The 25613-nt window shown below is 52.1% G+C and carries 22 protein-coding genes and 1 riboswitch; of the genes, 19 read left to right on the top strand and 3 right to left on the bottom strand.

Annotated elements, in window-relative coordinates; all coding sequences use genetic code 11:
• Positions 1–797, top strand: a 797-nt coding sequence (locus G614_RS0104625; protein WP_027641007.1) for a DUF1266 domain-containing protein, incomplete at its 5' end; no start/stop codon positions are given.
• Between the two features lie 702 nt (positions 798–1499).
• Here G614_RS0104625 and G614_RS0104630 read toward each other — a convergent pair.
• Positions 1500–2246: a GntR family transcriptional regulator gene (locus G614_RS0104630; RefSeq protein ID WP_027641008.1), complete on the bottom strand. Its 747-nt coding sequence runs from the start codon at positions 2244–2246 to the stop codon at positions 1500–1502.
• Between the two features lie 307 nt (positions 2247–2553).
• On the opposite strand from G614_RS0104630, the gene udp reads away from it, so the two are divergent.
• From udp to citF, 9 genes are all read left to right on the top strand, one after another.
• Positions 2554–3333 (top strand): uridine phosphorylase, encoded by a 780-nt coding sequence (gene udp, locus G614_RS0104635; RefSeq protein WP_027641009.1) that lies wholly within the window; start codon positions 2554–2556, stop codon positions 3331–3333.
• A 25-nt stretch (positions 3334–3358) separates the two neighbouring features.
• Positions 3359–4561 (top strand): NupC/NupG family nucleoside CNT transporter, encoded by a 1203-nt coding sequence (locus G614_RS0104640; protein WP_027641010.1) that lies wholly within the window; start codon positions 3359–3361, stop codon positions 4559–4561.
• 12 nt (positions 4562–4573) lie between these two features.
• Positions 4574–5761: a phosphopentomutase gene (locus tag G614_RS0104645; protein WP_027641011.1), complete on the top strand. Its 1188-nt coding sequence runs from the start codon at positions 4574–4576 to the stop codon at positions 5759–5761.
• A gap of 71 nt (positions 5762–5832) precedes the next feature.
• Positions 5833–6468 (top strand): deoxyribose-phosphate aldolase, encoded by a 636-nt coding sequence (gene deoC, locus G614_RS0104650; protein WP_027641012.1) that lies wholly within the window; start codon positions 5833–5835, stop codon positions 6466–6468.
• A gap of 169 nt (positions 6469–6637) precedes the next feature.
• A complete protein-coding gene (locus G614_RS0104655) occupies positions 6638–7540 on the top strand; it encodes a DMT family transporter (RefSeq protein WP_027641013.1) in 903 nt (300 codons plus the stop codon).
• A 122-nt stretch (positions 7541–7662) separates the two neighbouring features.
• Positions 7663–8427 (top strand): Sir2 family NAD-dependent protein deacetylase, encoded by a 765-nt coding sequence (locus G614_RS0104660; RefSeq protein ID WP_027641014.1) that lies wholly within the window; start codon positions 7663–7665, stop codon positions 8425–8427.
• 346 nt (positions 8428–8773) lie between these two features.
• Positions 8774–9073 (top strand): citrate lyase acyl carrier protein, encoded by a 300-nt coding sequence (gene citD / locus G614_RS0104670; protein ID WP_027641015.1) that lies wholly within the window; start codon positions 8774–8776, stop codon positions 9071–9073.
• Positions 9070–9972, top strand: a complete 903-nt coding sequence (locus G614_RS0104675; RefSeq protein ID WP_027641016.1) for an aldolase/citrate lyase family protein — start codon at positions 9070–9072, stop codon at positions 9970–9972. The genes citD and G614_RS0104675 overlap by 4 nt, the downstream gene beginning before the upstream one ends.
• Position 9973: 1 nt before the next feature.
• Positions 9974–11536, top strand: a complete 1563-nt coding sequence (citF, locus tag G614_RS0104680) for a citrate lyase subunit alpha (RefSeq protein ID WP_027641017.1) — start codon at positions 9974–9976, stop codon at positions 11534–11536.
• Positions 11537–11667: 131 nt separating this feature from the next.
• Here citF and G614_RS0104685 read toward each other — a convergent pair whose 3' ends face one another.
• Complete coding sequence (locus G614_RS0104685; RefSeq protein ID WP_027641018.1) at positions 11668–12354, bottom strand: response regulator transcription factor; 687 nt, start codon at positions 12352–12354, stop codon at positions 11668–11670.
• Between the two features lie 120 nt (positions 12355–12474).
• On the opposite strand from G614_RS0104685, the gene G614_RS0104690 reads away from it, so the two are divergent.
• From G614_RS0104690 to G614_RS0104700, 3 genes are all read left to right on the top strand, one after another.
• The gene (locus tag G614_RS0104690; RefSeq protein WP_027641019.1) at positions 12475–14664 is read left to right on the top strand and encodes an ATP-binding protein; all 2190 of its coding nucleotides are present in this window, start codon (positions 12475–12477) and stop codon (positions 14662–14664) included.
• Positions 14665–14771: 107 nt separating this feature from the next.
• Positions 14772–16112 carry a CitMHS family transporter gene (locus G614_RS0104695; RefSeq protein ID WP_027641020.1) on the top strand — a complete coding sequence of 447 codons (1341 nt, stop codon included), beginning with the start codon at positions 14772–14774 and terminating at the stop codon, positions 16110–16112.
• A gap of 86 nt (positions 16113–16198) precedes the next feature.
• Positions 16199–16777 (top strand): L,D-transpeptidase family protein, encoded by a 579-nt coding sequence (locus G614_RS0104700; RefSeq protein WP_027641021.1) that lies wholly within the window; start codon positions 16199–16201, stop codon positions 16775–16777.
• A 104-nt stretch (positions 16778–16881) separates the two neighbouring features.
• On the opposite strand, the gene G614_RS0104705 is transcribed toward G614_RS0104700, so the two are convergent.
• Positions 16882–18339, bottom strand: a complete 1458-nt coding sequence (locus G614_RS0104705; RefSeq protein WP_027641022.1) for a sodium:solute symporter family protein — start codon at positions 18337–18339, stop codon at positions 16882–16884.
• A gap of 195 nt (positions 18340–18534) precedes the next feature.
• Here G614_RS0104705 and G614_RS0104710 point away from each other — a divergent pair, with 195 nt between their 5' ends.
• The 6 genes from G614_RS0104710 (at position 18535) to G614_RS0104740 (ending at position 25611) form a co-directional block, all read left to right on the top strand.
• Positions 18535–19248, top strand: coding sequence for a LytR/AlgR family response regulator transcription factor (locus G614_RS0104710; protein ID WP_027641023.1), 714 nt, complete (start codon positions 18535–18537; stop codon positions 19246–19248).
• Positions 19249–19255: 7 nt separating this feature from the next.
• Positions 19256–20560, top strand: coding sequence for an ATP-binding protein (locus G614_RS0104715; protein ID WP_027641024.1), 1305 nt, complete (start codon positions 19256–19258; stop codon positions 20558–20560).
• A 210-nt stretch (positions 20561–20770) separates the two neighbouring features.
• Positions 20771–20880: riboswitch (TPP riboswitch) on the top strand.
• Positions 20881–21029: 149 nt separating this feature from the next.
• Positions 21030–21821, top strand: coding sequence for a bifunctional hydroxymethylpyrimidine kinase/phosphomethylpyrimidine kinase (gene thiD, locus G614_RS0104725; RefSeq protein ID WP_027641025.1), 792 nt, complete (start codon positions 21030–21032; stop codon positions 21819–21821).
• 12 nt (positions 21822–21833) lie between these two features.
• Complete coding sequence (gene cytX / locus G614_RS0104730; protein ID WP_027641026.1) at positions 21834–23042, top strand: putative hydroxymethylpyrimidine transporter CytX; 1209 nt, start codon at positions 21834–21836, stop codon at positions 23040–23042.
• 213 nt (positions 23043–23255) lie between these two features.
• On the top strand, positions 23256–23969 hold the full coding sequence (locus G614_RS0104735) for a peptidylprolyl isomerase (RefSeq protein ID WP_027641027.1): 714 nt from the start codon (positions 23256–23258) through the stop codon (positions 23967–23969).
• Between the two features lie 205 nt (positions 23970–24174).
• The gene (locus G614_RS0104740; protein ID WP_027641028.1) at positions 24175–25611 is read left to right on the top strand and encodes a L,D-transpeptidase family protein; all 1437 of its coding nucleotides are present in this window, start codon (positions 24175–24177) and stop codon (positions 25609–25611) included.
• Positions 25612–25613: the final 2 nt, after the last annotated feature.

Here is a 25613-nt window from a genome sequence, read left to right on the forward strand (position 1 = left end):
CTGAAGGTGGATGGAGGGAAGAAAATGAAAAATGGGTGTTCTACCGGGATGGAGGGAAGGTAAAGAATGATTGGATTTCTGATTTAGGCATATGGTATTATTTCGATTCCGACGGATATATGGTTGGTGACCAGATTTGTAGCATTGATGGAAATTTATATAGTTTTGCAGGAAATGGCCATATGGAAACCAACATTGAAAAATTCTATAATGGGGTCAATTATTACTTTGGTGAAGACGGGATTGGTGTGAGAAAAGCCCATAAATATGATAATATCTATCGCCATAATGAGGTTGTTCAATGGTTCAATGCTACATATGCAATCCTCACCAAATCAAATAATGGAGCATGTACCTATCTTGGGGGATATGCTAAAAATTCTTCTTTCGATTCATATGAGGGTGTATTAGAGTTACTCCAGAGAGATTGGGGGATAACGGACAGAGCCTCCGGGGAAAATGCAGTGGCCAATCTGCTCCTGTCCGCACAAAATGCGGATCATTCAACCAAAGCCTGGTACTATAGCCGCGCCATGCAGCTAAGCGCCTGGTTCTATCTTGTAGACTACTACACGGAACAGGAAAGCCTAGACAGGCAGTTAGAGATTGCCAAGATGATACAGCCTGAATTTTCTTCATGGGATGACTTCAATCGCTCATACATGAATGGATACCAGAAATGGTCAAACAATGAAGAAAAAATAGAAAACCGGCAGTTTATTTATAATTACCTTAATAAATTGGATGACGGACCGTTTACTATCAGGTGGAGTGTTTCATTAACAAAGACCTGGTAACCATTGACTCCTTTGTCCTGCGTCACGCAGGAAGCGGAATCCAAACATGACCTGGCAGCTCACATGGTTTGCCGGGTCATGCCTGTATTTCAGGAGAAAAAGACTTTGAATTCGTCAAGGGAAGATGCTTGCGGGAGCCGTTTAGGCGGAGAATAGCTAATAGTGTCCAGGAGCCGGCAGACCGTCTGGACGGAAACACCGGTAAGTTCTGCGAGTTTTCATGCAAAAGGCAACCTTACAGGCAGTAATCAAGAACCAGTTTTAAAGTTATTCGCCCGGCTTTGCTGGTCGATGTCCTCCGGTCGGGTAGCATCAAGCCACCTGACCTTTAACCTGTACACTTTTTGACCCTGACTATTTTGGCTCTTTGAGGGAAAATGTCTTTGTCTCAAATCCGCTCAACGAGCCAGAACATCCGTGCAGTGGTATATCTTTTCGAGTTAGGGTCTAAAATCGGCACACGGGCTGTTAAGATTTCAGTAAGGAAAACGCAAGGGATTCGAAATTGACAGTCACACGGGCGCTATGGTACAATGACGCACCCCCGGGGGTTTAAGGGGGTGGAAACACGCTGAAAGCAATCGTCGGAAGACAAACACACCGGCCGCTCCATGATGGATACGGCCGGTGTGTTTTCTTTTTGCCGGACCCAGCTGGCTGTATTTGCGGCGAAGCATGATTTGGATTAATGAAAATGGGCCTTCAGACGTGCCCGGCCACAGCGTTGACCTGAGTTTTGAAGGATTCCACAGGTATATAGTGCTTGCTGGATACCAGTACCCGGTGGTTTTCACCGTATAGTGTCTCCTGGATCAGGATGAAGGAGGCATGCTGGGAGAGCATGTACTTGACGGCTGTGAAATTGCCTGTGGTGGTATAGGAGAGCTGGCAGGAGCTGCTGCCGGCATCCTCATATACACCATACTCCAGGTATTGGAGTAAATCTTCTTTCTCCCTTAAATCTATCTGTTTCTCGGAAATAACCTCGATGGGAATGAAACTGAGGCTGTAGGCACACGCCTTCCCGGCGCGTTTATACCAGCGGTCTGCGATCACCACCACGGCGGTTTTCCGTTTCAGGTTCTGATTGATGGATTCTGTGGGGGGTTCTATACGGAATTCCATCTCTGTCTCGACAATGGGGCCGGACAGCGTACAGCGGACCGGGTGCTGTGTGACCTCCAGGCCCGGCAGCTCTGCGTCGGGATTGCGTTCGCTGATGAAATTTCCTTTTCCGCGTATGTTGATAACCAGATTGTCCTCCTGCAGCAGTGCCAGAGCCCTGCGCAGGGTCATGCGGCTTACGTCCATCTGCAGGGCCAGCTCTGGTTCGGAGGGAAGCTGGCTGCCCGGAGGATACACGCCGTCCTGTATCATGGAATACAGGCGGTTATATACTTTCACATGTTTTAATTTCTTTATTTTCTCAGATAATACATCTACTTCCATTGGTTCATCCTTCCTGTCTGGCTGTATCACAAAAATATACAAGTCCTTATTCAACATCATAATTCCCGGAAGCTGTTTTGTCAATAAAATAGACATGTCTAGTTGCATAACAAGATAAAATCAGTAAAAATCCATAAAAAAGCCATGGTATATTGTTGTTATACACAAAAAAAGCTTATATTAATTGTAAATTATTTCATCTGGTAATTATACAAGTTAGATGATATTATACAAGTATGCAATAAACAGACAAGAAAATAAACAAAAAACAAAAGAAAAAGCAATTAAGAAAGAGAGGGTAATTATCATGCAGAACTATTCAGGAGAAGAAGGTTTACAGTACCATTTACAGATCAGGAAGGGAGACGTGGGACGGTATGTCATCATGCCAGGGGATCCGAAACGCTGCGAAAAGATTGCAAAACATTTTGACAATGCAGTGCTGGTAGCGGACAGCAGGGAGTATGTTACATACACCGGTTATCTGGACGGGGAAAAGGTAAGCGTGACCTCCACGGGCATCGGCGGTCCGTCTGCGTCCATTGCCATGGAGGAATTGGTATTGTGCGGGGCTGATACGTTTATCCGTGTGGGAACCTGCGGCGGAATGGACATGGACGTGAAAGGCGGGGATATCGTGGTCGCCACAGGCGCCATCCGCATGGAGGGCACCAGCAGGGAATACGCTCCCATCGAGTTCCCGGCCGTGGCTGACCTGGATGTGACCAATGCCCTGGTTTCCTCGGTAAAGGCGCTGGGATACACGTACCACGTGGGAGTGGTGCAGTGCAAGGATGCGTTTTACGGGCAGCATGAGCCCAAACGTATGCCGGTGAGCTATGAGCTTCTGAACAAGTGGGAGGCCTGGAAGCGCATGGGCTGCAAGGCATCTGAGATGGAATCCGCGGCCCTGTTCATTGCAGCCAGCCACTTAAGGGTGCGCTGCGGTTCTGATTTCCTGGTGGTGGGAAACCAGGAGCGCCAGGAGGCCGGACTGGATAACCCCATTGTCCACGATACGGAGGCAGCCATCAAGGTGGCGGTGGAAGCCATCCGCCGGCTGATTCAGGCAGATAAGCAGGCTTAAGGAGAAAGGTAAGGGGTGGGGACAAATGAAAATATTATTAAACCTTACAGGTATCCTTTTGGTGCTGGCCATCATCTATCTGATTTCCTGGAAGAAGAAAAACATATCTGTCAAAATGTTGGTTAAGGCAGTTATTGCCCAGTTCCTGATTGCGGTGATTCTGGTAAAGATTCCGGCTGGCCGTTACGTGGTGTCCAAGGTATCGGATGCAGTGACCAGTGTCATCAACTGCGGGCAGGACGGTTTAAGCTTTGTGTTCGGTTCACTGGCAGACAGCACGGCTGCCGCCGGATCCATATTTGCAATACAGGTCCTGGGCAACATTGTATTCCTGTCTGCCCTGGTAAGTCTTCTTTACTATATCGGAATTCTGGGATTTGTGGTAAAATTGATTGGTAAAGCAGTGGGTAAGCTTATGGGCACATCCGAGGTGGAAAGCTTTGTGGCGGTTGCCAACATGTTCCTGGGACAGACCGACAGCCCGATTCTGGTGAGCAGGTACCTGGGCCAGATGACGGACAGCGAGGTCATGGTGGTCCTGGTTTCCGGCATGGGCAGTATGTCCGTGTCCATATTGGGCGGTTATACGGCCCTGGGCATTCCCATGGAGTATCTTCTGATTGCCAGCACACTGGTGCCGGTGGGCAGCATCATGGTGGCCAAGATGCTTCTGCCCCAGACAGAGGAGATCCGGGAAGTGGGAAGCGTTAAGATGGACAATAAGGGGAATAATACCAACGTCATAGAGGCAGTTGCAGAGGGGGCTGTCACCGGCATGCAGATGGCTCTGTCCATCGGCGCCTCCCTGGTGGCCATGGTGGCTCTGGTGGCAGCGGTGAATAAGCTGTTAGGCGTCTGCGGTATCAGCCTTCAGCAGGTATTTTCCTATGTATTTGCTCCATTTGGCTTCTTCATGGGCCTGGACCCGTCGGAAATCCTGTTGGAAGGAAATCTCCTGGGAAGCAAGCTGGTTCTCAATGAATTCGTGGCGTTCCAGCAGCTGGGCGGCATGATATCTTCCATGGATTACAGGACGGGGATGATATGCGCCATTTCCCTGTGCGGGTTTGCCAATTTCTCCAGTCTTGGAATCTGCGTTTCAGGTATCGCGGTCCTGTGCCCTGAAAAGAAAAGCACCCTTGCCCGTCTGGTGTTTAAGGCTATGTTAGGCGGTGTGGCGGTTAGCCTGATCAGCGCCATGGTAGTGGGTCTGGTCACATTATTTTAAGGAGGTTGTAAGATGGGAAAATATAAACGTATCTTTGTTGTGGTCCTGGATTCGCTTGGAATCGGGGCAGTGGAGGATTCACCGGAATATGGCGATGTGGGGGTGGACACCCTGGGACATATTGCCCAGAAGGTTCCGGGGCTTAAGATTCCGAATCTGAAAAAGCTGGGCATGGTCAACCTGCATCCCTTAGAAGGGATGGAGAAGGCAGAACACCCCATGGGGCGTTACATGCGCCTGAAGGAGAGAAGCCGGGGCAAGGACACCATGACGGGACACTGGGAGATGATGGGGCTTCTTGTCACCACGCCCTTCCAGACATTTACCAGCCACGGCTTTCCAAAGGAACTGATAGACGAGCTGGAGAAAAGGACCGGACGGAAAATCATCGGCAACAAGAGCGCCAGCGGAACGGAAATCCTGGATGAACTGGCAGAGGAAGAGATTCGGGAAGGCCATCTGATTGTGTATACTTCTGCTGATTCCGTGCTTCAGATATGCGGCAACGAGGAGACCATGGGACTTGACAACCTGTATCACTACTGCGAGATTGCCAGGGAACTGACACTGCGGGATGAGTGGAAAGTGGGACGCGTCATTGCCAGGCCCTATACCGGCATGAAGAAGGGCGAATTCAAGCGCACCTCCAACCGCCATGATTATGCGCTGAAGCCATATGGAAGGACTGCCCTCAACGCCCTTAAGGATGCGGGATATGATGTGGTGTCCATTGGTAAGATATACGATATTTTTGACGGCGAGGGACTGACACAGTCCAATCATTCCAATTCATCTGTTCACGGTATGGAGCAGACAATCCAGTATGCAAAAGCGGATTTCAATGGACTTTGTTTTGTGAACCTGGTGGATTTTGACGCTCTGTGGGGACACCGCCGCAATCCGGAAGGGTACGGCAGGGAGCTGGAGCGCTTTGATGAGAGGCTGGGCCGGCTGCTTCCCCTTCTGCGTGAGGACGACCTTCTGATTCTCACCGCGGACCACGGCAATGACCCCACCTATACAGGCACGGACCACACCAGGGAGCAGGTGCCCTTCATCGCCTATTCCCCGTCCATGGAGGGCGGAAAGGACCTGGGCTGGGCAGATACATTTGCAGTCATCGGAGCAACGGTTGCTGATAACTTTGGGGTGAAGATGCCGGAAGGCACCATAGGGACTTCTGTTCTGAACGAATTGTAATACGGAAGAATGCCCCTTGGATTGTTTTCTCTGCGGGGCGGCTGACTGAAGGATAGAAAGGATTGAAAATTATGGATAAGAAGGATATTTTAAGCAAGGTAGACCACACACTGTTAAAGCAGACAGCTACCTGGGAGCAGATAGAGAAGCTGTGCAGGGAGGGAATGGAATACGGCACCGCCTCTGTGTGCATTCCTCCCTGTTATGTGAAGCAGGCAAAGGATTTTGTGGGGGATAAGCTGGCTATCTGTACAGTTATCGGATTCCCCAACGGCAACATGACTACCGCGGTGAAGGTGTTCGAGACAGAGGATGCGGTGAAGAACGGCGCGGATGAAATCGATATGGTCATCAACATCGGCCTGGTAAAAGCAGGGCATTATGACCAGGTCCTGGACGAAATCAGACAGATTAAGGCTGCCTGCGGCGGCAGATGCCTGAAGGTCATCATCGAGACCTGCCTTCTGACAGTGGAAGAGAAGAAGGAAATGTGCCGTGTGGTCACGGAGTCAGGGGCGGATTTCATCAAGACTTCCACCGGGTTCTCCACGGCCGGCGCAACGCCGGAGGATGTGGCCCTTATGAGGAAGTACTCAGGACCTGAGGTCAAGGTTAAGGCAGCCGGCGGAATCGCCTCCATTGAAGACGCAGAGCATTTCATAGAGCTGGGTGCAGACCGCCTGGGAACCAGCAGGCTGATTCCATAGGACGGGAGCCGCCCAATAAACGGGAGTGGTCCGCAAACGGGAGCCAGCCAATATAGGGAGTCATCCGCAAAGGAGAGTTATTCACTAAAGTATCTGGACGCAGGACGGTTGGTGTGGTAGAATTTCTACAGCAGTTTAGCAACCAATCACTTAAGCGAGGATACATAAGATGAAGTTGATGGAAAAACATCCATTGGTCATGATAATCATAGGAATAGCCGGTATTTCATTATCGGCTATTTTTGTTAAATATTCCCAGGCCCCTGCTGTGGTCACGGCCCTTTACCGCCTGCTTTGGACCGTGGCTCTGATGACGCCGGTGGTTTTGGGACGGAAGGACTGCAGGCGGGAACTGATGGACACGGACAGGAGGACGGTTTTGCTGTGCGGGGCCAGCGGTGTATTCCTGGCGCTGCATTTTACTGCATGGTTTGAATCGTTGAACCAGACCTCGGTGGCCAGTTCCACTGCCATTGTCTGTACGGAGGTCATATGGGTGGCGCTGGGGTACTGCCTGTTCATGAAGGGAAAGATATCCGGGGCTGCTGCCCTGAGCATTCTTGTGACCGTGGGAGGAAGCCTGTTGATTGCCTTTTCCGATTACTCCGCCGGCGGAAACCACCTGTACGGGGATGTACTGGCCCTTGCCGCCGCCGTATTCTGCGCCGTGTACACCCTGATTGGGCGGCAGGCCAGGGGATATATGTCCACGACGATTTACACCTACATTGTCTATGTGTTCTGCGCCCTGGCCCTGGGGCTGGCAACGGCTTTAAGCGGGCTTGCCTTTACTGGCTACGGGGTGCGTTCCGTGGTTGTGGGACTTCTTCTCAGTGTGTGTTCCACCCTTTTTGGGCACAGCATTTTCAGCTGGTGCCTGAAATTCTTTTCCCCCTCCTTTGTATCCGCCTCCAAGCTGTGCGAGCCTGTGGCAGCAGCTGTGTTTGCCCTGTTCCTGTTCGGGGAAGTGCCTGCCCCCCTCCAGATAGCAGGGGATGTGGTGACAATCGGAGGCGTTTTCCTTTATTCTCAGGTGGAAAAGAAAGAAAATGACGTTTTAAAAGGAAAATAGTAAGATAAGATTGACAAAAAAGGTGGAAATTATCTGGAAAAAATTATATAATAGTGATAATAAGAAACAGTTGTAACCTCCCAGGGGGGACTTTCTGGGTTGGACTGGAAGGAGGTATCACTATGAATGAAAAAATAGCTCAGTTGAGAAAGATTCTGGATGAAAGTACCTATACTGTGGCTCTCTGCGGTTCCGGTATGATGGAAGAGGGCGGTTTTATCGGTATCAAGAAACAGGATAAGGCTTATGACATCGAGAACCGGTATGGCTACGGCGTTGAGGAGATGTACACCAGTGCATTTTACAATACCCGCCCGGAGCAGTTTTTTGAGTTCTACAAAAAAGAGATGCTTCACAATGCGCCAAGGGACACTGCTTCCGGCCCGGCCCTGGCTGCCATGGAACGGGCCGGAAAGCTTCAGTGCATCATAGACAGCAACATCTACGACAAGGCCCGCAGGGGCGGCTGCCGTCATGTCATAAACCTTCACGGAAGCATTTACCAGAACCAGTGTCCCAGATGTAAGAAAAAGTATCCCATTGAATACATCGCAGGCGCAAAGCGGGTTCCAATCTGCGGGGACTGTAATGTTCCCATACGCCCCATGATTTCCCTGATTGGCGAGATGGTGGACAGCCAGAACATGACCAGGACCACGGAGGAGATAACAAAGGCAGATACCCTGCTGCTGTTGGGCACTACCCTGGCTTCCGAGGTGTTCTGCCAGTACATACAATATTTTGCCGGGCGAAACATGGTAATCATCCATAAGCAGGAGCACTATCTGGATAAGGATGCAAACCTGGTGATACTGGACCATCCCATGAATGTACTGCCCCGGCTGGGGTATGGGGAAGAGAAAACAGAAGAGAAAACAGAAGAATAAACAGAGATGATGACAGGCCGGGAAGCACGCAGCTTTCCGGCCTGTTTTATGCCCTGATTTGTGCATATAGCCCAAGAAATGATTCATGTATGCAGTTTGGTTAATTCCTGCTCTTAAAGAGTAAGACAATACCCGCTGTTGTGTTTGTTGTTCTGCCCATTGTCACCATCTGGACGGCTCCGGCTGCGCTTCACACGGAGAGCTGCGGGCATTTTTCATGGCCGGAATCTTAACGATTTTTAAGATAAAGCCTTTCTGCATTTAAGATTCCGCCGCTATGATGAAGTCAGAAACAAGGAAATAAGGAACAAAAAATAAATCATGATATAAGGAGGTCCTGGGGAGTATGGAGATTCGCAAACCAGCCGTGGCAGGGACACTGGAGTCCAGTGACTGCCAGGTCACCGTGGAGCCGGGAGAGGGAAATATTGAGTTCGCGCTTGAGAGCGCTGTCATCAACCAGTACGGAAACCAGATTAAGAGAGTGGTCATGGAGACACTGGGAAATCTGGGCGTGGAGGATGTAAGGATTGCCATTGTGGACAAGGGCGCTCTGGACTGCACCATCAGGGCCAGGGTGGAAGGCGCGGTGTTCCGTGCAGCCGGACAATATGACAATCTGCCGTGGGGAGGTGCCATCCGATGATGAATACAGGTAAAAAGAGGCTGAGAAGGACCATGATGTTCCTCAATGCCCAGAAGCCGGGACTGATTAAGGACCCATATATCTACAGGCCGGACTCCATCATGCTGGATTTGGAGGATGCCGTGGCTGAGAACCAGAAGGACGCGGCCAGGTTTTCACTGTACCATGCCCTTAAAACCATTGATTACCGGGGATGCGAGCGGGTGGTGCGCATCAACGGACTGGACACTCCTTACTGGAAGGAGGATATCCGGTGCGCGGTGGCCGGCGGCTGTGACGCCATCCGCATTCCCAAGACAGAGCGTCCTGAGGATGTGAGGACAGTGGAAGACCACATTGAGGCAGCGGAAAAGGAATTCGGCATTCCGGAGGGCAGGACCTTAATCATGGCAGCCATTGAGTCGGCCAGGGGGGTCATGAAGGCCCTCGATATATGCGAGGCCTCGGAGCGGCTTTTCGGCATTGCCCTTTCAGGCGGGGATTATACAAAGGACCTTCAGACCCATATTACAGGGACGGGAATTGAGCTTATGGGCGCCCGCCAGAACATGATTATAGCTGCCAGGGCAGCGGGCGTGCAGTGTTTTGACACGGTTTACACCAATCTGGACGATATGGAAGGCTTCCGCAAGGATGTGGAGACCATACATCTCATGGGATTTGACGGGAAATCCATTATTAATCCCAGGCAGATAACCATTGTCCATGAAATCTTTACGCCCACCCCGAAGGACATCATCTTTGCGGAAAAAGTGGTGAAGGAGATTGACGACAAGAAGGCCAAGGGAATCGGCGTGTTTACGGTTGACGGTAAGATGATTGATATAGCATTTTATGACGGCGCCAGAAGAATCATTGCACTGGCTAAGGCATCCGGCGTGTATAAGGGGGATTTGTAAGATGATGAATGCGGTTGGACGGGACATACCCGAGGAAATCTTAAGGCAGACAGGCAAGGAAGTGTTTCAGGGAGTCCACCATTTTGACGGGTACACCTATAAGAAACACGGACCCATGACACAGTGCGTCATTAACTCCGATGGCAGCAAGCTGGTGGAAAGCATCCATGATGTACTGGTAAAATGCGGCATACGGGACGGTATGACTCTTGGATTCCACCACCATTTCCGGGAAGGTGACTTTGTGGTCAACATGGTCATGGAGGAGGTCCATAAAATGGGAATCAGGGATATCACCATCTGCGCCAGCTCCCTGGGCAAGGCCCATGACCCTATTGTGCCCTATATTGAGGACGGCACCATTACTAACATTCAGTCATCGGGCGTCCGCGGGAAGGTGGGGGAAGCCATATCCGGGGGAAAGCTTAAGGGGCTTGCCATCATGCGGTCCCACGGCGGCAGGGTGAGGGCCATTGAGACAGGGGAAACCGTCATAGATATTGCCTTTATCGGAGCGCCTACCTGCGATGATTACGGCAACTGCCGGGGAATTGGCGGCAAGAGCGACTGCGGCGTGCTGTCCTACGCCATGGCGGATGCATTCCATGCTGATAAGGTGGTGGCCATCACGGACTGTCTTGTTCCCTTCCCCAATTTTCCGGCCCATATCAGCATGACAAAGGTGGATTATGTGGTTGTGGTGGATGCCATCGGCGACCCGGAGAAGATAGCCACCGGAGCAGCCAAGCCAACCACGGATATGAGGAAGCTGATGATGGCGGATTACTGCACCAGGTTTGTGGTCAATACCCCCTATTTCAAGGACGGGTTTTCCTACCAGACCGGAGTGGGGGGAGCTTCCATCGCCTCTACCATCTCCCTGGCAAGAGTCATGAAGGAGAGGAATATCCGAATGAGGTTCGGGGTGGGCGGTTTGACAAAGCCTATGTGCGACCTGTTGATTAACGGCCAGGCGGATTGCCTGCTGGATACCCAGGACTTTGACCTGGATGCAGTGGAAAATTTAAAGGATTTAAAGCATTTCCGCATATCGGCAGGGGCCTATGCCGACCCCTTCAACAAAGGGGCCGTGGTCAATAAGCTGGATTTTGTGATTCTGGCAGCCCTGGAGGTGGACGTGAATTTTAACTGCAATGTGGTGGTTGGCTCTGACGGAGTCATCACAGGAGCCCAGGGCGGTCATCCTGACACGGCGGCCGGTGCAAAGTGCACCATTGTTATCACACCTCTGCTCCAGGGCAGGATACCGGCAGTATGTACCCAGGTGACCACGGTCACCACGCCGGGAGAGAGCATTGACGTGGTTATTACGGATTACGGCATTGCCATCAATCCCCTCAGACAGGATTTGATTGAGTGCATGAAGGATGTGGACCTGCCTTTTAAGACCATAGCGGAGCTGAGGGACATTGCCTACTCCATAGTGGGCGAACCGGAAAAGGTCCGGTTTACAGATAAGGTGGTGGGAATCATCGAAAGCCGGGACGGAACCATCATGGATGTGGTGCGGCAGGTGAAGAAGTTTGAGTTTGCAGAAGAATGAGTTTTCAGAAGAATGTGTTTGCGGAAACGTAAATAACAGAAACAGCAGATGAAAATGGCCTGAACCGGGGACCGCTGGGCGGAACCTGGTTCAGGCCGTCTGTATATTTATATGTCTGTATATTTATAAGGTTACGGAACAAACCGGTACCCCAGGCCCCGTACCGTCATGATGTGGGCCGATTTCTGGCGGTCCTTCTCAATCTTTGAGCGGAGACGGTTGATATAGACCATGATGGCGTTGTCGTCCACGGCAATGGTATTGCCCCACACATGCTCGTATATCATTTCTTTGGTGAATACCTGCCCTGGGTGCTTCATGAACAGGAGCATAAGGCTGCTCTCCTTGGATGAGAGGAAGATTTCCCCGCCGTCCTTATAAAAACGCATGGTGGATGTATTGTATGAAAAGGGGCCGCACTCCAGCTCGTCCGGGCTGTCCGGGGACAGGTTCTTGCTGCGGCGGATTAGCGCCTTGACCTTGGCGCCCAGCACCAGGGGCCGGAAGGGTTTGGTGATGTAGTCGTCCGCTCCGATGGAAAGGCCGTAGAGGGAGTCGTAGTCTTCGTTGCGTCCGCTGACAATCATCACAGGGGTCTTGATGCCCTGGCTCCGCAGGGCCTTGATGACCTCAAATCCTTCCATGTCCCCCAGCATCACATCCATGAGAATCATGTCATAGGCATGGTTTTTAAGGAGATGCAGGGCAGCCTGCCCGCTGTCCGCCACAGTGGTTTCCAGGTCATTGCTGTGCATTACCTTTTCCAGCAGTTTGCAGATGGACGGGTCATCGTCCACAATCAATACTTTATCAGCCATAGTTCCCCCCAAAATCTTTTGTTTCGTTGTTTGTTTTTATGTAAAATTCTTTAAATCATTATAATATTAAGGTGGGGACAAGTCAATAAGGGAGTCTTTTTACATCGTAAGGGGTAGTTTATGAAAGAGAAGAAAAAAGACAGGCAGAGGAACGGATACCTGGCGGCAGCGGCCGGTCTGCTGTACGCGGTGCTGCTGGCCCTGGCCTTTGCCGGGGTCAGTGTGTGGAATGAATATAAACAGTCCATCATAGACAACCAGAAGCAGCAGATGCTTCTGACCGCCCAGAGCCTGGCGGACAATCTGGAGGTGCTGATTGAGGAATATAAGGCGGACCTGGAGGCTCTGAGCGGCATGGCCCTCAGGAGGACTGAGGGGGATGGGGAACCGGACTGGACCGTGTTCCAGGAGTATGCCGGCGCCCATCATGCATTTGTCTATGACATCATGCTGGAAAATGAGGATGGAGAGGTGGTGCGGAGCATGAAGGGGCACCGGATTATCACCATATATTCCGTCAGCGCGGTTGACAGCACCATGAAACTGTATCAGGCCAGGCTGGACAACGGGGAAATCTATCTGATATTAAAGAAAAAGACCGAACACAAGAATTCAATCTCCCTTGTCATTGACGGCCAGGCCTATTACCAGAGCATGATTTCCGGTATTCGCCTGGGGACCAACGGCTATGTGGTGGTCAAGGATTCCAAGGGAACCATCCTGATGCACCCGGCCCAGGAACAATGGGGGATTGATGTCATATATGGACGGCGCCAACTGTATCCGGATAAGGACCTGGCCAGCCTGGAGGATATGATAGACAAACAGAACCAAGGGCAGGAAGGGGTATCGGAGTATTATTCCTACTGGTGGACCGAACCGGAAGCGCCAAGGGTAAAGAAGATAAGCGCCTATTCCCCGGCCCCCATAGGTCAGGATTTCCTGGTGGTCAGCGCTGTCATTGATTATGACGATATCTATATACCCATTGCGGAGGGATTTTTAAAGCTGGTCATGGTGTTTTCAGGCATTATTGGGGCCATCCTTCTTATGGGGGCTTATATGTTCCGCCTGGTGCTCCAGCGGAAAAAGGATACGGAGCAGATTGCCTATCTGACCGAGCTTAACCGCCTGCTGGAGGAAATGCACCAGAGTGAGGAGGCCATTGCCCATCAGCAGAGGCTCCAGATTATGGGGACCATGACAGGCGGCATTGCCCATGAATTCAACAACCTGCTTACGCCCATAATGGGGTATGCGGAGATGCTTATGATGGACCTGGATGAGGACTGCGGGTCATATGACAGTGCGTCGGAAATCTTCGAAGCTTCGGTAAAGGCAAAAGAAATCATACAGCAGATATCCTCCCTCAGCAGGAAGAACATGGAGACAGCCTATAAGAACATGGGGGCGGAGCGGATGATGAAACGCGCCCTGAAATTGGTACGGTCCGTATGCCCATCCAATGTGCACCTGGAAACAGACCTGGATTTCAGGGGAAAATGCATTCTTGGAAATGAAACTCAGATGAACCAGGTCATCCTGAATATATGCGTCAATGCCATTCACGCCATAGGCCATGAGGACGGCCGGATTCTTGTAAGGGGCAGGACAGTGGAAAAAAGGGAGCTGGAGTCCGGCTGTCGTGTACCGGTTTCAGGTACCTGGGATGAGTATGTGAGAATCGGCATTGAGGACAATGGCTGCGGCATGAGCCAGGATGTGCTGAAACAGATATTTGACCCGTTTTTTACCACAAAAAAGGGAGGAAAGGGAACCGGACTGGGGCTGGCCCTGGTGGAACAAATCATCACCTCCCACAGGGGATACATATATGCGCAGAGCCAGCCGGGAAACGGCAGCGTATTCCACATTTACCTGCCTGTCAATGAACAGACAGAGCCGGATAGTGAGGAAGCGGGGACGGAGGCCAGAGAGCCTGAGCTGCGGCTTCTTATTGCAGATGACAACCCCAAGGTGCTGGGGCTTCTGGAAAAGAACTTTCACCGCCTTAAGATACCGGTGGTGACAGCCATGGGATTTGAGGAGGCCAGGAAGCTTCTGAGGACCCGTACCTTTGACGCTGTGGTGGCGGACCAGTACATGGAAGGAGGCAGCGCGGTGGATTTCTGTATGTCCGTCCAGGGGCAGTATCCCGGCCTGATAAAAATTGTCATGGCGGACCAGGTGGACAGGGAGCTGGCGGAGGCCAGGCAGAGGGGAATCATAGACGGGTACATTGACAAGCCGGTCTCAGACACCTCTATACTGAAAGCCCTCAGGAACTGCGGGCGGGAAATGGAATCTTAACAATCATTCATGTTCCTCTTAATCCGATTTAAGGGACCGGCCGTAAGGGTGTAAGGTTGGGCGCTTATACTTGAATCATAAAATAAATGAGAAGAGGAGGAACAGACATGAGTGAGACCATGCTTGCATTGCTGGGCTTTGCAACCATTATCATGATTATTGTTTTGTTGCTGAAAAACGTTACGGTGCCGGCCATTGCATTCATCGGCGTGTCCACGGTGACAGCCCTGATTCTGGTGCTGACCGGTACATTTACGGTAAAAGAAATGGGGGGATTTATCAAGGCGGGCGTACAGGGGGTACATTCCACAGCGGCCCTGTTCATTTTCTCGGTGCTGTTTTTCGGAATCATGACAGATGTGGGGATGTTTGACCGCATCATCAATGCCCTGATGAAGAGAGTGGGACACAATGTGGTGGGGGTGGCCCTTATGACCTGTATCATTGCCATGATTGGACATCTGGACGGAGGCGGGGCATCCACCTTTCTGATTACCATTCCGGCCATGCTGCCTGTGTACAAGCGCTTGAAGATGCGTCCCACCACCCTGCTGCTGATTTGCGTGACTGCCATGGGTGTCATGAACCTACTGCCATGGGGCGGCCCTACCATGCGTACTGCTTCTGTGCTGGAGATTGAGTCCAATGTACTCTGGATGAAGCTTATGCCCATGCAGATTGTAGGTATCGGCATTGCATTGTTCACTGCTGTGTTCTGGGGATTTGTGGAGAAAAAAAGGGGCGCGGGCATTGACAGCGGCCTGGCGGCGGATGACAGCGGGATTTTAGAGATTGCAGAGGAGGCAGGGGACCACAGCGATTTGGTCAGGCCAGGAATGTTCTGGTTCAATGTATGTCTGACCCTGTTCATCATCGTGTGCCTTATATGGCTTCCCGTGCCATCCTATTACACCTTTATGCTGGGGTGCGTGATTGCCCTCCTGGTCGATTATCCCGGAGCCAGGCTCCAGAACAAAATCATCAAGTCCCATGCAGGCCCTTCCCTGATGATGGCCTCTACCATTCTGGCGGCAGGCGTGTTCCTGGGCGTTCTGGAGGACAGTGAAATCATGAACCATATGGCAAATGTGCTGGCGTCCTTCATACCTCAGTCCATGGGCCGGTTCCTGCCGCTTATCATCGGAGTGCTGTCCGTGCCGCTTACACTGATGTTCTGTACGGACTCTTATTTCTACGGGCTGCTGCCTGTGCTGATTGGAGTGGGGAACAAGTTCGGCGTGGACCCGGTACATATCGGCATTGCCATGGTGGTGTGCCGCAACTGCGCCACCTTCATCAGCCCGGTTGTGCCTGCTACCTTCCTGGGGGTGGGACTGGCCGGCGTGGAAATCAAGGACCACATCAGGACCTCCTTCTTCTGGATATGGGGCGTCAGTCTTGTGTGCATGGTGGCAGGACTGCTGTTAGGGGTGCTTTCCGTCAGCTGATTCGATTTTATTACATTGGTTTAGAATTTGGGATTATATGGTATACTAAACCAGATATGAAAATAAGCGTAAGGAGATGGAACAGGATGAGATTCAGAAAATGTGCTGCTGCCGGAGTCCTGGCACTGTCCCTGATGGCAATCAGTCCTCTGAGTGCCCTGGCCGGGCAGACAGCGGGACCGGGGGCAACGTATCAGCCGTCTGTCAACGGGGTGAACATCTATGTCAGCAAGATGGGGAACACGCTGACTTTGAAACAGTATTCCCAGACCATAGGGACCTGGCCCGTAAAGCTGGGACGGCGGTCTGAGACAGGGGACAAGGTGCAGGAGGGGGATGAAATTACGCCTTCCGGATCGTTCTATGTGTGTACGAGAAATGACCAGAGCATATGCTATCTGGCACTGGGACTTTCCTATCCCAATGCCGAGGATGCAGAGCGGGGCCTTAGGGACGGCCTGATTAATGAGGAACAGTATAATGCCATTGTGGAGGCGAATAAAGCAGGCAGACAGCCGCCCTGGAATACCCCTTTGGGCGGGGCCATTGAGATACACGGGGACCAGGGAGGCGGAACCTCCGGATGCATTGCGGTTACCAATGACGTGATGGATATTCTGTGGGAATACTGCCCTCTGGGGGTTCCGGTAACGGTGGGGCCATAGAGCCGGTAATCAGGTATAATCAAGAAAAAAGAGCCATTTCAAAAAAGACAGGGACTGTTGCCGCCGTCCATATGCCGGCGGCAACAGTCCCTGTCATGCCGTATCTAGTCGTCTTCCTCAGGTGCCAGCTCCGTGGTCTCTTCCTTAGGCGGCATGGCCAGTGAGAAAATGATGAAGCAGACAAAGGCAGCCACCAGACCCGGAATAATGGGCTGGCTTAACTTGATGCCGAACAGCATACCATTGGAAACATGCTCCAGGTATACCACCACGATGGTACCGGCAATCAGGGATGCAATGGTGCCTGCTGTGGACGCCTTCTTCCAGTAATGGCCCATGACATATGGGAAGAAGGACCCGGCTGCCCTTAATGTGAAGCAGAACATCAGGATGGATACAATGCTCTGGGTGTTGAAGAGAGCGATGAACATGGAGGCCACGCCAACCAGGCACATAACGATTTTTGTCACCTTCATGACGGACTGGCTGGATGCATCCGGCTTCAGAACTGCCTTGTAGATGTCATTGGCAAAGATGGAGCCCGCGCCAAGGAGGTCGGAGTCAGAGCTGGACATGGTGGCGGAGATGATGCCTGCAAACAGAAGTCCGCATATGAGGGCCGGCATGGTGTTGATGGCAAGGACCGGCAGGGCGTAACGGGCGCCCACGGACTCAAACTGCGCGGAGCTGAACTTGCCCATATTGATTAAGGCCAGCGTGATGATGCCCAGGATGGTAGGAATGAAGGCGTAGATGAAGTTGACCAGGGCTGCCAGCCATGCGCCGCCCCTGGCTGCCTTTTCATCCTTAGCGGCGTAGAAACGTGACACTGCCTCCTGTCCTACGGAGAAGGTGGCTGTGTACATGATTACAAGGGAGATGATTCCAAACAGGTCATAGCCCTGGAACAGGCTTAAGGTGCCCCCCGGTATATTGGACGCCACATTTCCCCAGCCCCCGGCGTAATTCATGGCAAAGGGAACTGCGATAATCATGCCGATAACAATCAGGAATACCTGGACAAAGTCTGTCAGCGTAACGCTCCAGAGGCCGCCCATGATGGAGTAAACCGTAACCACCACGGCCACGATGATGACAGCCACCTGGTAGTCAATGTTCAGCATGGTGGACAGAATGACGGCAGATGCGATAAACTGTCCGGCAGTAAGGCCCACCAGGGGAAGGAGCATGATGACGGCTGTTATGATGCCGCAGGATTTGCCGTAGCGCCTGCGGAAGTATTCAGGAACCGTCTTGACTGTGGCTGCCCTGAATTTTGGGGCCACAAAGCTGAGGATGATGAAGGCGATTCCCATGGTGGTTATGTACCAGGATGCGCTGAGCCCGAAGCCTGACATACCGTTCTGGACCACGCCCAGGGAGCTGCCGCCGCCGATTTCCGTGGCTGCCAGGGTGCCGGCCATGAGAAGCGGTCCCAGACGGCGTCCGGCCACCATGAAGTCGGTGTTGGTGGAAATTTTAGTGGATGAGTACCAGCCAATCCACAGCATCAAAAGCAGGTAGATGATTACAATGATTGTTACAATTACATTTGAATCCATAAAACCCCTCCTGTTGAAATGTTTTTCTTACCATTATTTTACCATAGCAGGAACGGGGGAATAAGGGCCATTTCTGCAGAAAATATACCGAATATGATACTTTGTGGGGGAACTTGACTTATGGTATAAATGTCAATAAAATATAGGATAGGCTGTGGGACGTACAGCAGTTTTATGGGAGAGGGGGTCCTGGGTATGTATGAGGTGGCTATCTGTGACGATACAGAGGAGGAGCGTCTTCAGGCAGCGGAATATGCCGGGCGTTTTTTTGACAGAGAAGGCCTGGAGGTTCACATAGATACATATGCTGCCGGAAAGGAGCTTCTGGAGTCAGGCAAGGCGTATGATTTGTATCTTCTGGATGTGCTGATGCCCGGAATGAGCGGCATTGATACGGCGGAAGCGCTGGCAGGGGAAGATGGGCAGGGCCATCCGGTGGTGGTGTTTATCACATCCTCCCTGGAATCCGCCGTGGAGGGATACCGGGTGGAGGCAGCCGGATTCATCCTTAAGCCGGTGGAGGAGGAGAACTTCCGGTCTACCATGGAACGGGTGATGAGGCGCAGGCTGGGATTGAAAAAGGCGGTCCTGTCCGTGGTCCATAACCGGGTGAATGTGGAGCTTCCTTTGGAGCGTCTGGCCTGGTTTGAGAACCGGCTGCACCGCGTTTTTGTGAGACTGACAGATGGGGAAGTACTGGGCATTAACCAGAAGCTGTCCGAGCTGCAGCAGGCTCTTGAATGCCATTCCCAGTTCCTGCGCTGCCATCAGAGCTACCTGGTGAATCTGGACTATGTGGATAAGCTGGAGGATTCCTGTTTTTACATGAGGGATGGGCAGATGATTCCCATATCCAGGAATTTTTATAAACAGAGCAAGAATGCCTATTACCATTACCGGCTGAAATGAGGTACCTATGAACGACGCGGCTTGTACTGTCTTTATAAATCTGATTAACCTGGCTGTGCGCATGATGCCCATTTTCGTGTGCCTGGAGCCAAAGCACAGCTACAGGGAAAACATAGCAGCCATTTCCGCCTGCCTGTGGGTCATCATGATATCCATGGAATCTGTATTCCATATCAGCCCCCAGGTCTTTTTTGTGTTCCGGGGCATATTTTCCTGCCTTTATTTCCTGGTGCTCCTTATCTTTTTTAAGGGGTCCCTGCTTAAGAAAGGCTTCCTGTACATATCCGCATGGCTGTTCGCGGTCCTGTCCACATCGCTGAACGAGTTTGCAGCATGGATGTTAAAGGGGCATGTTTCCCTGACATACGGACAAATCTGTGTGGCGGTATCCCTGCTGTGGGCCTGCGGCTTTTATGTGTTTGTCCGGTTCTGGCTGAGAGATAAGGTGAACCGGCTTTTTGACCAGTTATCCAGGCGCTCCTGCTCCCTGCTGCTGACGTATCCCTCGGTTTCCCTGTTCATTCTTTTCATCGGGAACAACACCATATTTTCATCCCTTTCCCTGTCTGTGCGCGGGCTGGAGGACGTGCTGTTCTACCTGGCCCTGTGCATCATGATACTGGTGCTCTATGTGCTGATTTTAAGCAGTACCCTGGAAATCATGTGCAGACGCAGGACAGAGGAGGAGCTGCAGTTTGCCAGGCAGCTCATCAGCCAGCAGAGGGAGCATTATAACCAGACCCTGGATTACATTGAACAGGTGCGTATCATCAAACATGATTTCCGCCATCACATCCATGCCCTTCTGAACATGGACAGGGGGGAGCGGACCAATTATCTGATGAACCTGAAACGGGAGCTGGACATGACGGCGGAAATGGTGTTCTGCCAGAACCAGGCCGTGAACGGACTTCTCCAGGAGTATGCTGCCAGGGCAAGGCAGGATGGAGTGGAGTTCACTGCCATGGTGGATTTATCCGCCCATGTGCCTGTGGATGATTTGACCCTGTGCATTGTCATCGGCAATCTGCTGGAAAATGCCCTGGAAGCATGCCGCCGCCTGTCAGGGCAGCGTTTCATCCTGGTCCAGGCCAGATGGCTGGATGACAACCTGATGATGCTGGTGGAAAATTCCTACAACGGACAAATAAAAAAGAACGGGAGCAGGATTCTATCCAGCAAAAGGGACGGAGGGCTGGGCATACTGAGCATAAAGCGAATCCTGAACCAGCCGGGGGACGAGTTCGACGTGGATTACAATGACTCCACCTTTACGGCCATGGTGAAAATCGTGGACAGGGCCCTGGGATAGGATGTACAGATAGATTATTGTTCGCTGTCTTTGTGAGACTGTAATTTGGACTGGGTAGTTCGCCAGGAACTGGCAAAGAGCGGATTGTGGAACGGTTCTTACAGATGTGACAATAAGATTCAGAAAGGACTCCCAGGATATGTCGCCAGGATGCGGTCAATCAGAAGATAAAAGGATTGCAATCTCCTTGAAACCATGTATAATGGTAGTTGTAAATAAACGGGGAGCTCACTTAAGTGGGCTGAGAGTAAGCTGTTCATGCTTAGACCCATTACCTGATTTGGATAATGCCAACGTAGGGACCATAGCGGACGATTGCCGGCGGAGCACCTGTTTTGGTGTTCCGCCTTTTTGAGTATGACGGGCATGTCCGTATGGCATCAGGCATGGGCGCCGGAGCTTCCCGGCGGCGGATTGGGGGCACCACCTTCCGCCGCTTTATAAAATTAATGCGAAAAGGAGAATGACTATGAAAACAGCATTAACAATCGCTGGAAGCGATTCCAGCGGAGGCGCCGGCATCCAGGCAGATATCAAGACCATGACCGCTCACGGGGTATACGCCATGAGCGCCATAACGGCATTGACTGCCCAGAATACGACCGGTGTGACAGGAATCATGGAGGTGACTCCATTTTTTTTAAAGGAACAGTTAGACGACATATTTACGGATATATTCCCGGACGCAGTTAAAATCGGGATGGTTTCCTCCGGCGGCCTGATAGAGGCCATCGGGGACAGGCTGGCATTTTACAGGGCAGCCAATGTGGTGGTGGACCCGGTCATGGTATCCACCAGCGGTTCCCGGCTAATCAGCGGGGAGGCCATAGAGGCGCTGAAGAAAGTCCTTCTTCCCATGGCAAACCTGCTGACTCCCAATATCCCGGAGGCAGAGGTGCTGTCAGGAATGGAGATACATAATCCCGGTGACATGGAGAGGGCGGCAAGAGCCATCGGGGAGGGCTATGGCTGCGCCGTGCTCCTTAAGGGCGGCCACCAGCTCAATGATGCCAATGATCTGCTGTACCGGGATAAGAAACTGAAATGGTTTAACGGCAGGCGGATTGACAACCCCAATACCCATGGGACAGGCTGTACCCTGTCCAGCGCCATTGCCTCCAACCTGGCCAAGGGCATGGATATGGACCTGGCTGTGGAGCGGGCCAAGGTATATCTCTCAGGCGCGCTGGAAGCGCAGCTGGACCTGGGAAAAGGAAGCGGACCAATGAACCATGGATTTGCCATCCGGGGCGAGTATTAAGGAGGGATGAGCATGAAGGAAAAGATAAGTATGAAGGAAAAGGGGACCTCCGTGTCTGCCAACAGCCTTATATGGTTTGGGGCAGGCGTATCCATAGCCGAAATACTGACAGGCACATATCTGGCGCCTCTGGGATTTGGAAAGGGGTTGGCAGCCATTTTGCTGGGCCATGTGATTGGCTGCGTTCTGCTGTTCATGGCAGGACTCATTGGAGGATATACCGGGCGCAGCTCCATGGAAACAGTGAAGATGAGCTTTGGGCAGAAAGGAAGCCTGCTGTTTTGCGGGCTTAATGTCCTGCAGCTGGTGGGCTGGACCTCCATCATGATTTACGACGGCGGGCTGGCTGCCAACGGTATTTTTGACGCAGGCCTGTGGGTCTGGTGCCTTGTGATTGGCGGTCTGATTCTGGTGTGGCTTTTAATTGGAATCAGGAACCTGGGAAAAATCAATACGGCAGCCATGGCAGCGCTGTTTGTGCTGACTCTCATCCTGTGCCGGGTTATATTTGCCGGCAACGGGGAGCCGTCCATGAATGCAGACAGTTCCCTGAGCTTTGGGGCTGCAGTTGAATTGTCTGTGGCCATGCCGCTGTCCTGGCTGCCACTAATCAGCGATTATACAAGGGAGGCCGAACGGCCCTTCGGGGTAACGGCTGCAAGCGCCGTGGTCTACGGCCTGGTAAGCTGCTTTATGTATGTCATTGGTATGGGAGCAGCCATCTATACGGGCGAATATGATATCTCTGTCATCATGGTCAAGGCAGGGCTGGGAGTGGCGGGGCTCCTCATTATCGTGCTGTCCACCGTGACCACCACGTTTCTGGACGCCTACTCTGCCGGTGTATCCAGTGTGTCCATCACACGCAGGATTAAGGAAAAATGGGCGGCAGTGGCAGTTACTATCGTTGGCACTGCGGCAGCCATGGTATACCCCATGGACAACATTACGGATTTCCTTTATCTGATTGGTTCCGTGTTTGCCCCCATGATTGCCATTCAGATTGCGGATTATTTTATCATCCGGCAGGACCATGAGGCGGAGGCGGCTAATCTGCCAAACCTGGTTATCTGGCTGGCTGGTTTTGTGATTTACCGCGTACTGATGCGGGTGGATACACCTGTGGGAAGCACCCTTCCAGACATGGCGGTCACCGTGGTTCTGTGCGTGGTCTGCCGCCGGGTGATGGCTGCCGGCCGTGCGCTGCCCGGACGGGCATGAGAGACGGCTGGCAAGCGGATTTTGTGATTTACGTTCCGGGGAAAATGTGACAAAAGTATGATATTTCTAAAAAGTCCTTTACGGGAAGGCATTGCAGGTGTTACAATATGCTCTGGCAGTCCGGGTGACATAACGCCCGGACGTCTATTACGGTAAAATGGCCGGACATAGGGACGGCGGACCGGTTTTCCCATAAGAAGAGGAGCAGAATAAATGAAAAAATGGATTTGTATATGTGCGGCAGCGGTACTGGCGGTTTCAGCCCTGACCGGATGCAGCACCAGTTCAGGGGCCGCGACTACGGCGGCGCAGACTGAGGTGGTTAAGGAACATGCAGCCAAGGCGGAGACGGCTAAAAAGGAGACAACCAAGACAGCGGAGGCTTCAGAGGAAGCCCAGGATACCGATTCTGAGGAAATTGAGGCAGCGGCAGGAAAACACCATGTAAAGATTAACGTAAAGGACTATGGAACCATTTCCGTGGAGCTTTACGGGGACGAGGCCCCCATCACGGTGGCTAACTTCCTGAAGCTGGCCAAGGACGGTTTCTATGACGGACTTACCTTCCACCGCATCATAAGCGGTTTCATGATTCAGGGCGGCGACCCGTTAGGCACGGGCATGGGCGGTTCTGACCAGGAAATCAAAGGCGAGTTTTCCAACAACGGAGTGGAGAACCCATTGTCCCACACCAGGGGAGCTATTTCCATGGCACGTTCCCAGATAAAGGACAGCGCCAGTTCGCAGTTCTTCATTGTACACGAGGACAGCACATTCCTGGATGGGGATTACGCCTGTTTCGGATATGTGACAGAGGGCATGGAGGTAGTGGATGCCATCTGCGAGGATACAAAGGTGGAAGACAACAACGGTTCCGTGGCAAAGGCCAACCAGCCTGTCATCGAGAGCATAGAGGTAGTGGACTGATAAAGGTCCTGACATACGAAAGAATCCGGGTTTTCCTGTTTTAGGGACCCCGGATTTTATATTTTTATGAAGAATTCTTACATTTTTGATTTTCATATTGAAAATATGGTGAAGGGCTGTTATGTTAAGAAAGCATCCTGCCGTTTTCAGGCAGGAGTGGAAGAAAATGCAGTAAATATCAATAAAAGGCAGGGCAGGATTGTTTATGCAGAAGTTAAGGAAGAGGACATGGATGGGAAGGCTGGCCGCAGCGGTGATGGCAGCGGCTGTGCTTGTGCTGGCAGGGGCGTTTGTGTCCCTGGCGGATGAGAGCGGAGATACAACCCGTTTTGTATCCGGTACAAAAGTCAACGGCGTGGGAGTGGGCGGACTGACCGTGGATGAGGCCAAGGCCAGAATCGAGGGTTTTTATGCCGGTGAATACAATCTCACCATCAAGGAGAGAGGCGGACGCCAGGAAACCATAACAGGTACGGATATCGGTTACAGGGTGGAGGTTCCCGAGGGACTTAAGGCTATACTGGACGCACAGAACGCAACCGGGCGTGTCTCAGGACCGGATGCGGATAACTCCCATACCATGGGCATGACAGTGACCTACAGCCAGGAGGCCCTGGGGGCAAAGATTAAGGCTCTGACCCTGATAAGCGGCTCCGGCATCACAGTCACTTCCGATGCCCGCATATCCTCCTATGAGGAGGGACAGCCTTTTTCCATCATACCGGCTGTCCAGGGAAATAATGTGGACGAGGCCAAAACCACGGAGGTGATTACCGCTGCTGTAAAAGCAGGGCAGAACTCAGTGGATGTGGACAGCGCAGGCTGTTATTACCAGGTAAATATATGGGAGACAGATGAGAACCTTATCGCCCTGTGCGCCCGCATGAACCAGTACCGGGACATGAGCGTCAATTATGTGTTTGGCGGTGAGAAGGAGACCCTTGGCGGTGAGACCATAGCCACCTGGGTCACAGGAAGCCAGGACGGGGTACCGACGGTTGACCTGGAGAAAATCACGGCCTTTGTGACAGAGATGGCTTCCAGAAGGGATACGGCCGGAACCGCCCGCATATTCCATACAGCCACGGGCAAAGATGTGGAGCTGACAGGCCCCTACGGCTGGAAAATAGATGTGGCAGGCGAGGTCCAGGCCCTGGCAGCCCTGATTCAGGCCGGCCCCGCAGCTGGTCCTGTGGACAGGGAACCTGTATACGCCATGACGGCAGCAAGCCGCACGGCTCCTGACTGGGGCACCACGTATGCGGAGGTGGACCTGACAGGACAGCACGTATACATGTTCCAGGAAGGAAACCTGGTGTGGGATGCGCCCTGCGTCACGGGAAATATATCCAAGAATTACGACACGCCCGCAGGCATCTACAGCCTGACCTACAAGGAAAAGGACAGGATACTGAGGGGAGCCAAGCAGGCGGACGGAACCTATGAGTACGAGAGCCATGTGGATTACTGGATGCCCTTTAACGGAGGCATTGGTTTCCATGACGCCGCATGGAGAAGCAAATTCGGAGGCACCATCTTCCAGACCAGCGGAAGCCATGGCTGCATAAACCTTCCGCCGGAAAAAGCCAGCGTGCTCTATGACTTAATATATAAGGGCATGCCTGTGCTCTGCTACCAATAACA

Source organism: [Clostridium] clostridioforme AGR2157 (assembly GCF_000424325.1).
Lineage (GTDB): Bacteria > Bacillota > Clostridia > Lachnospirales > Lachnospiraceae > Enterocloster > Enterocloster clostridioformis_A.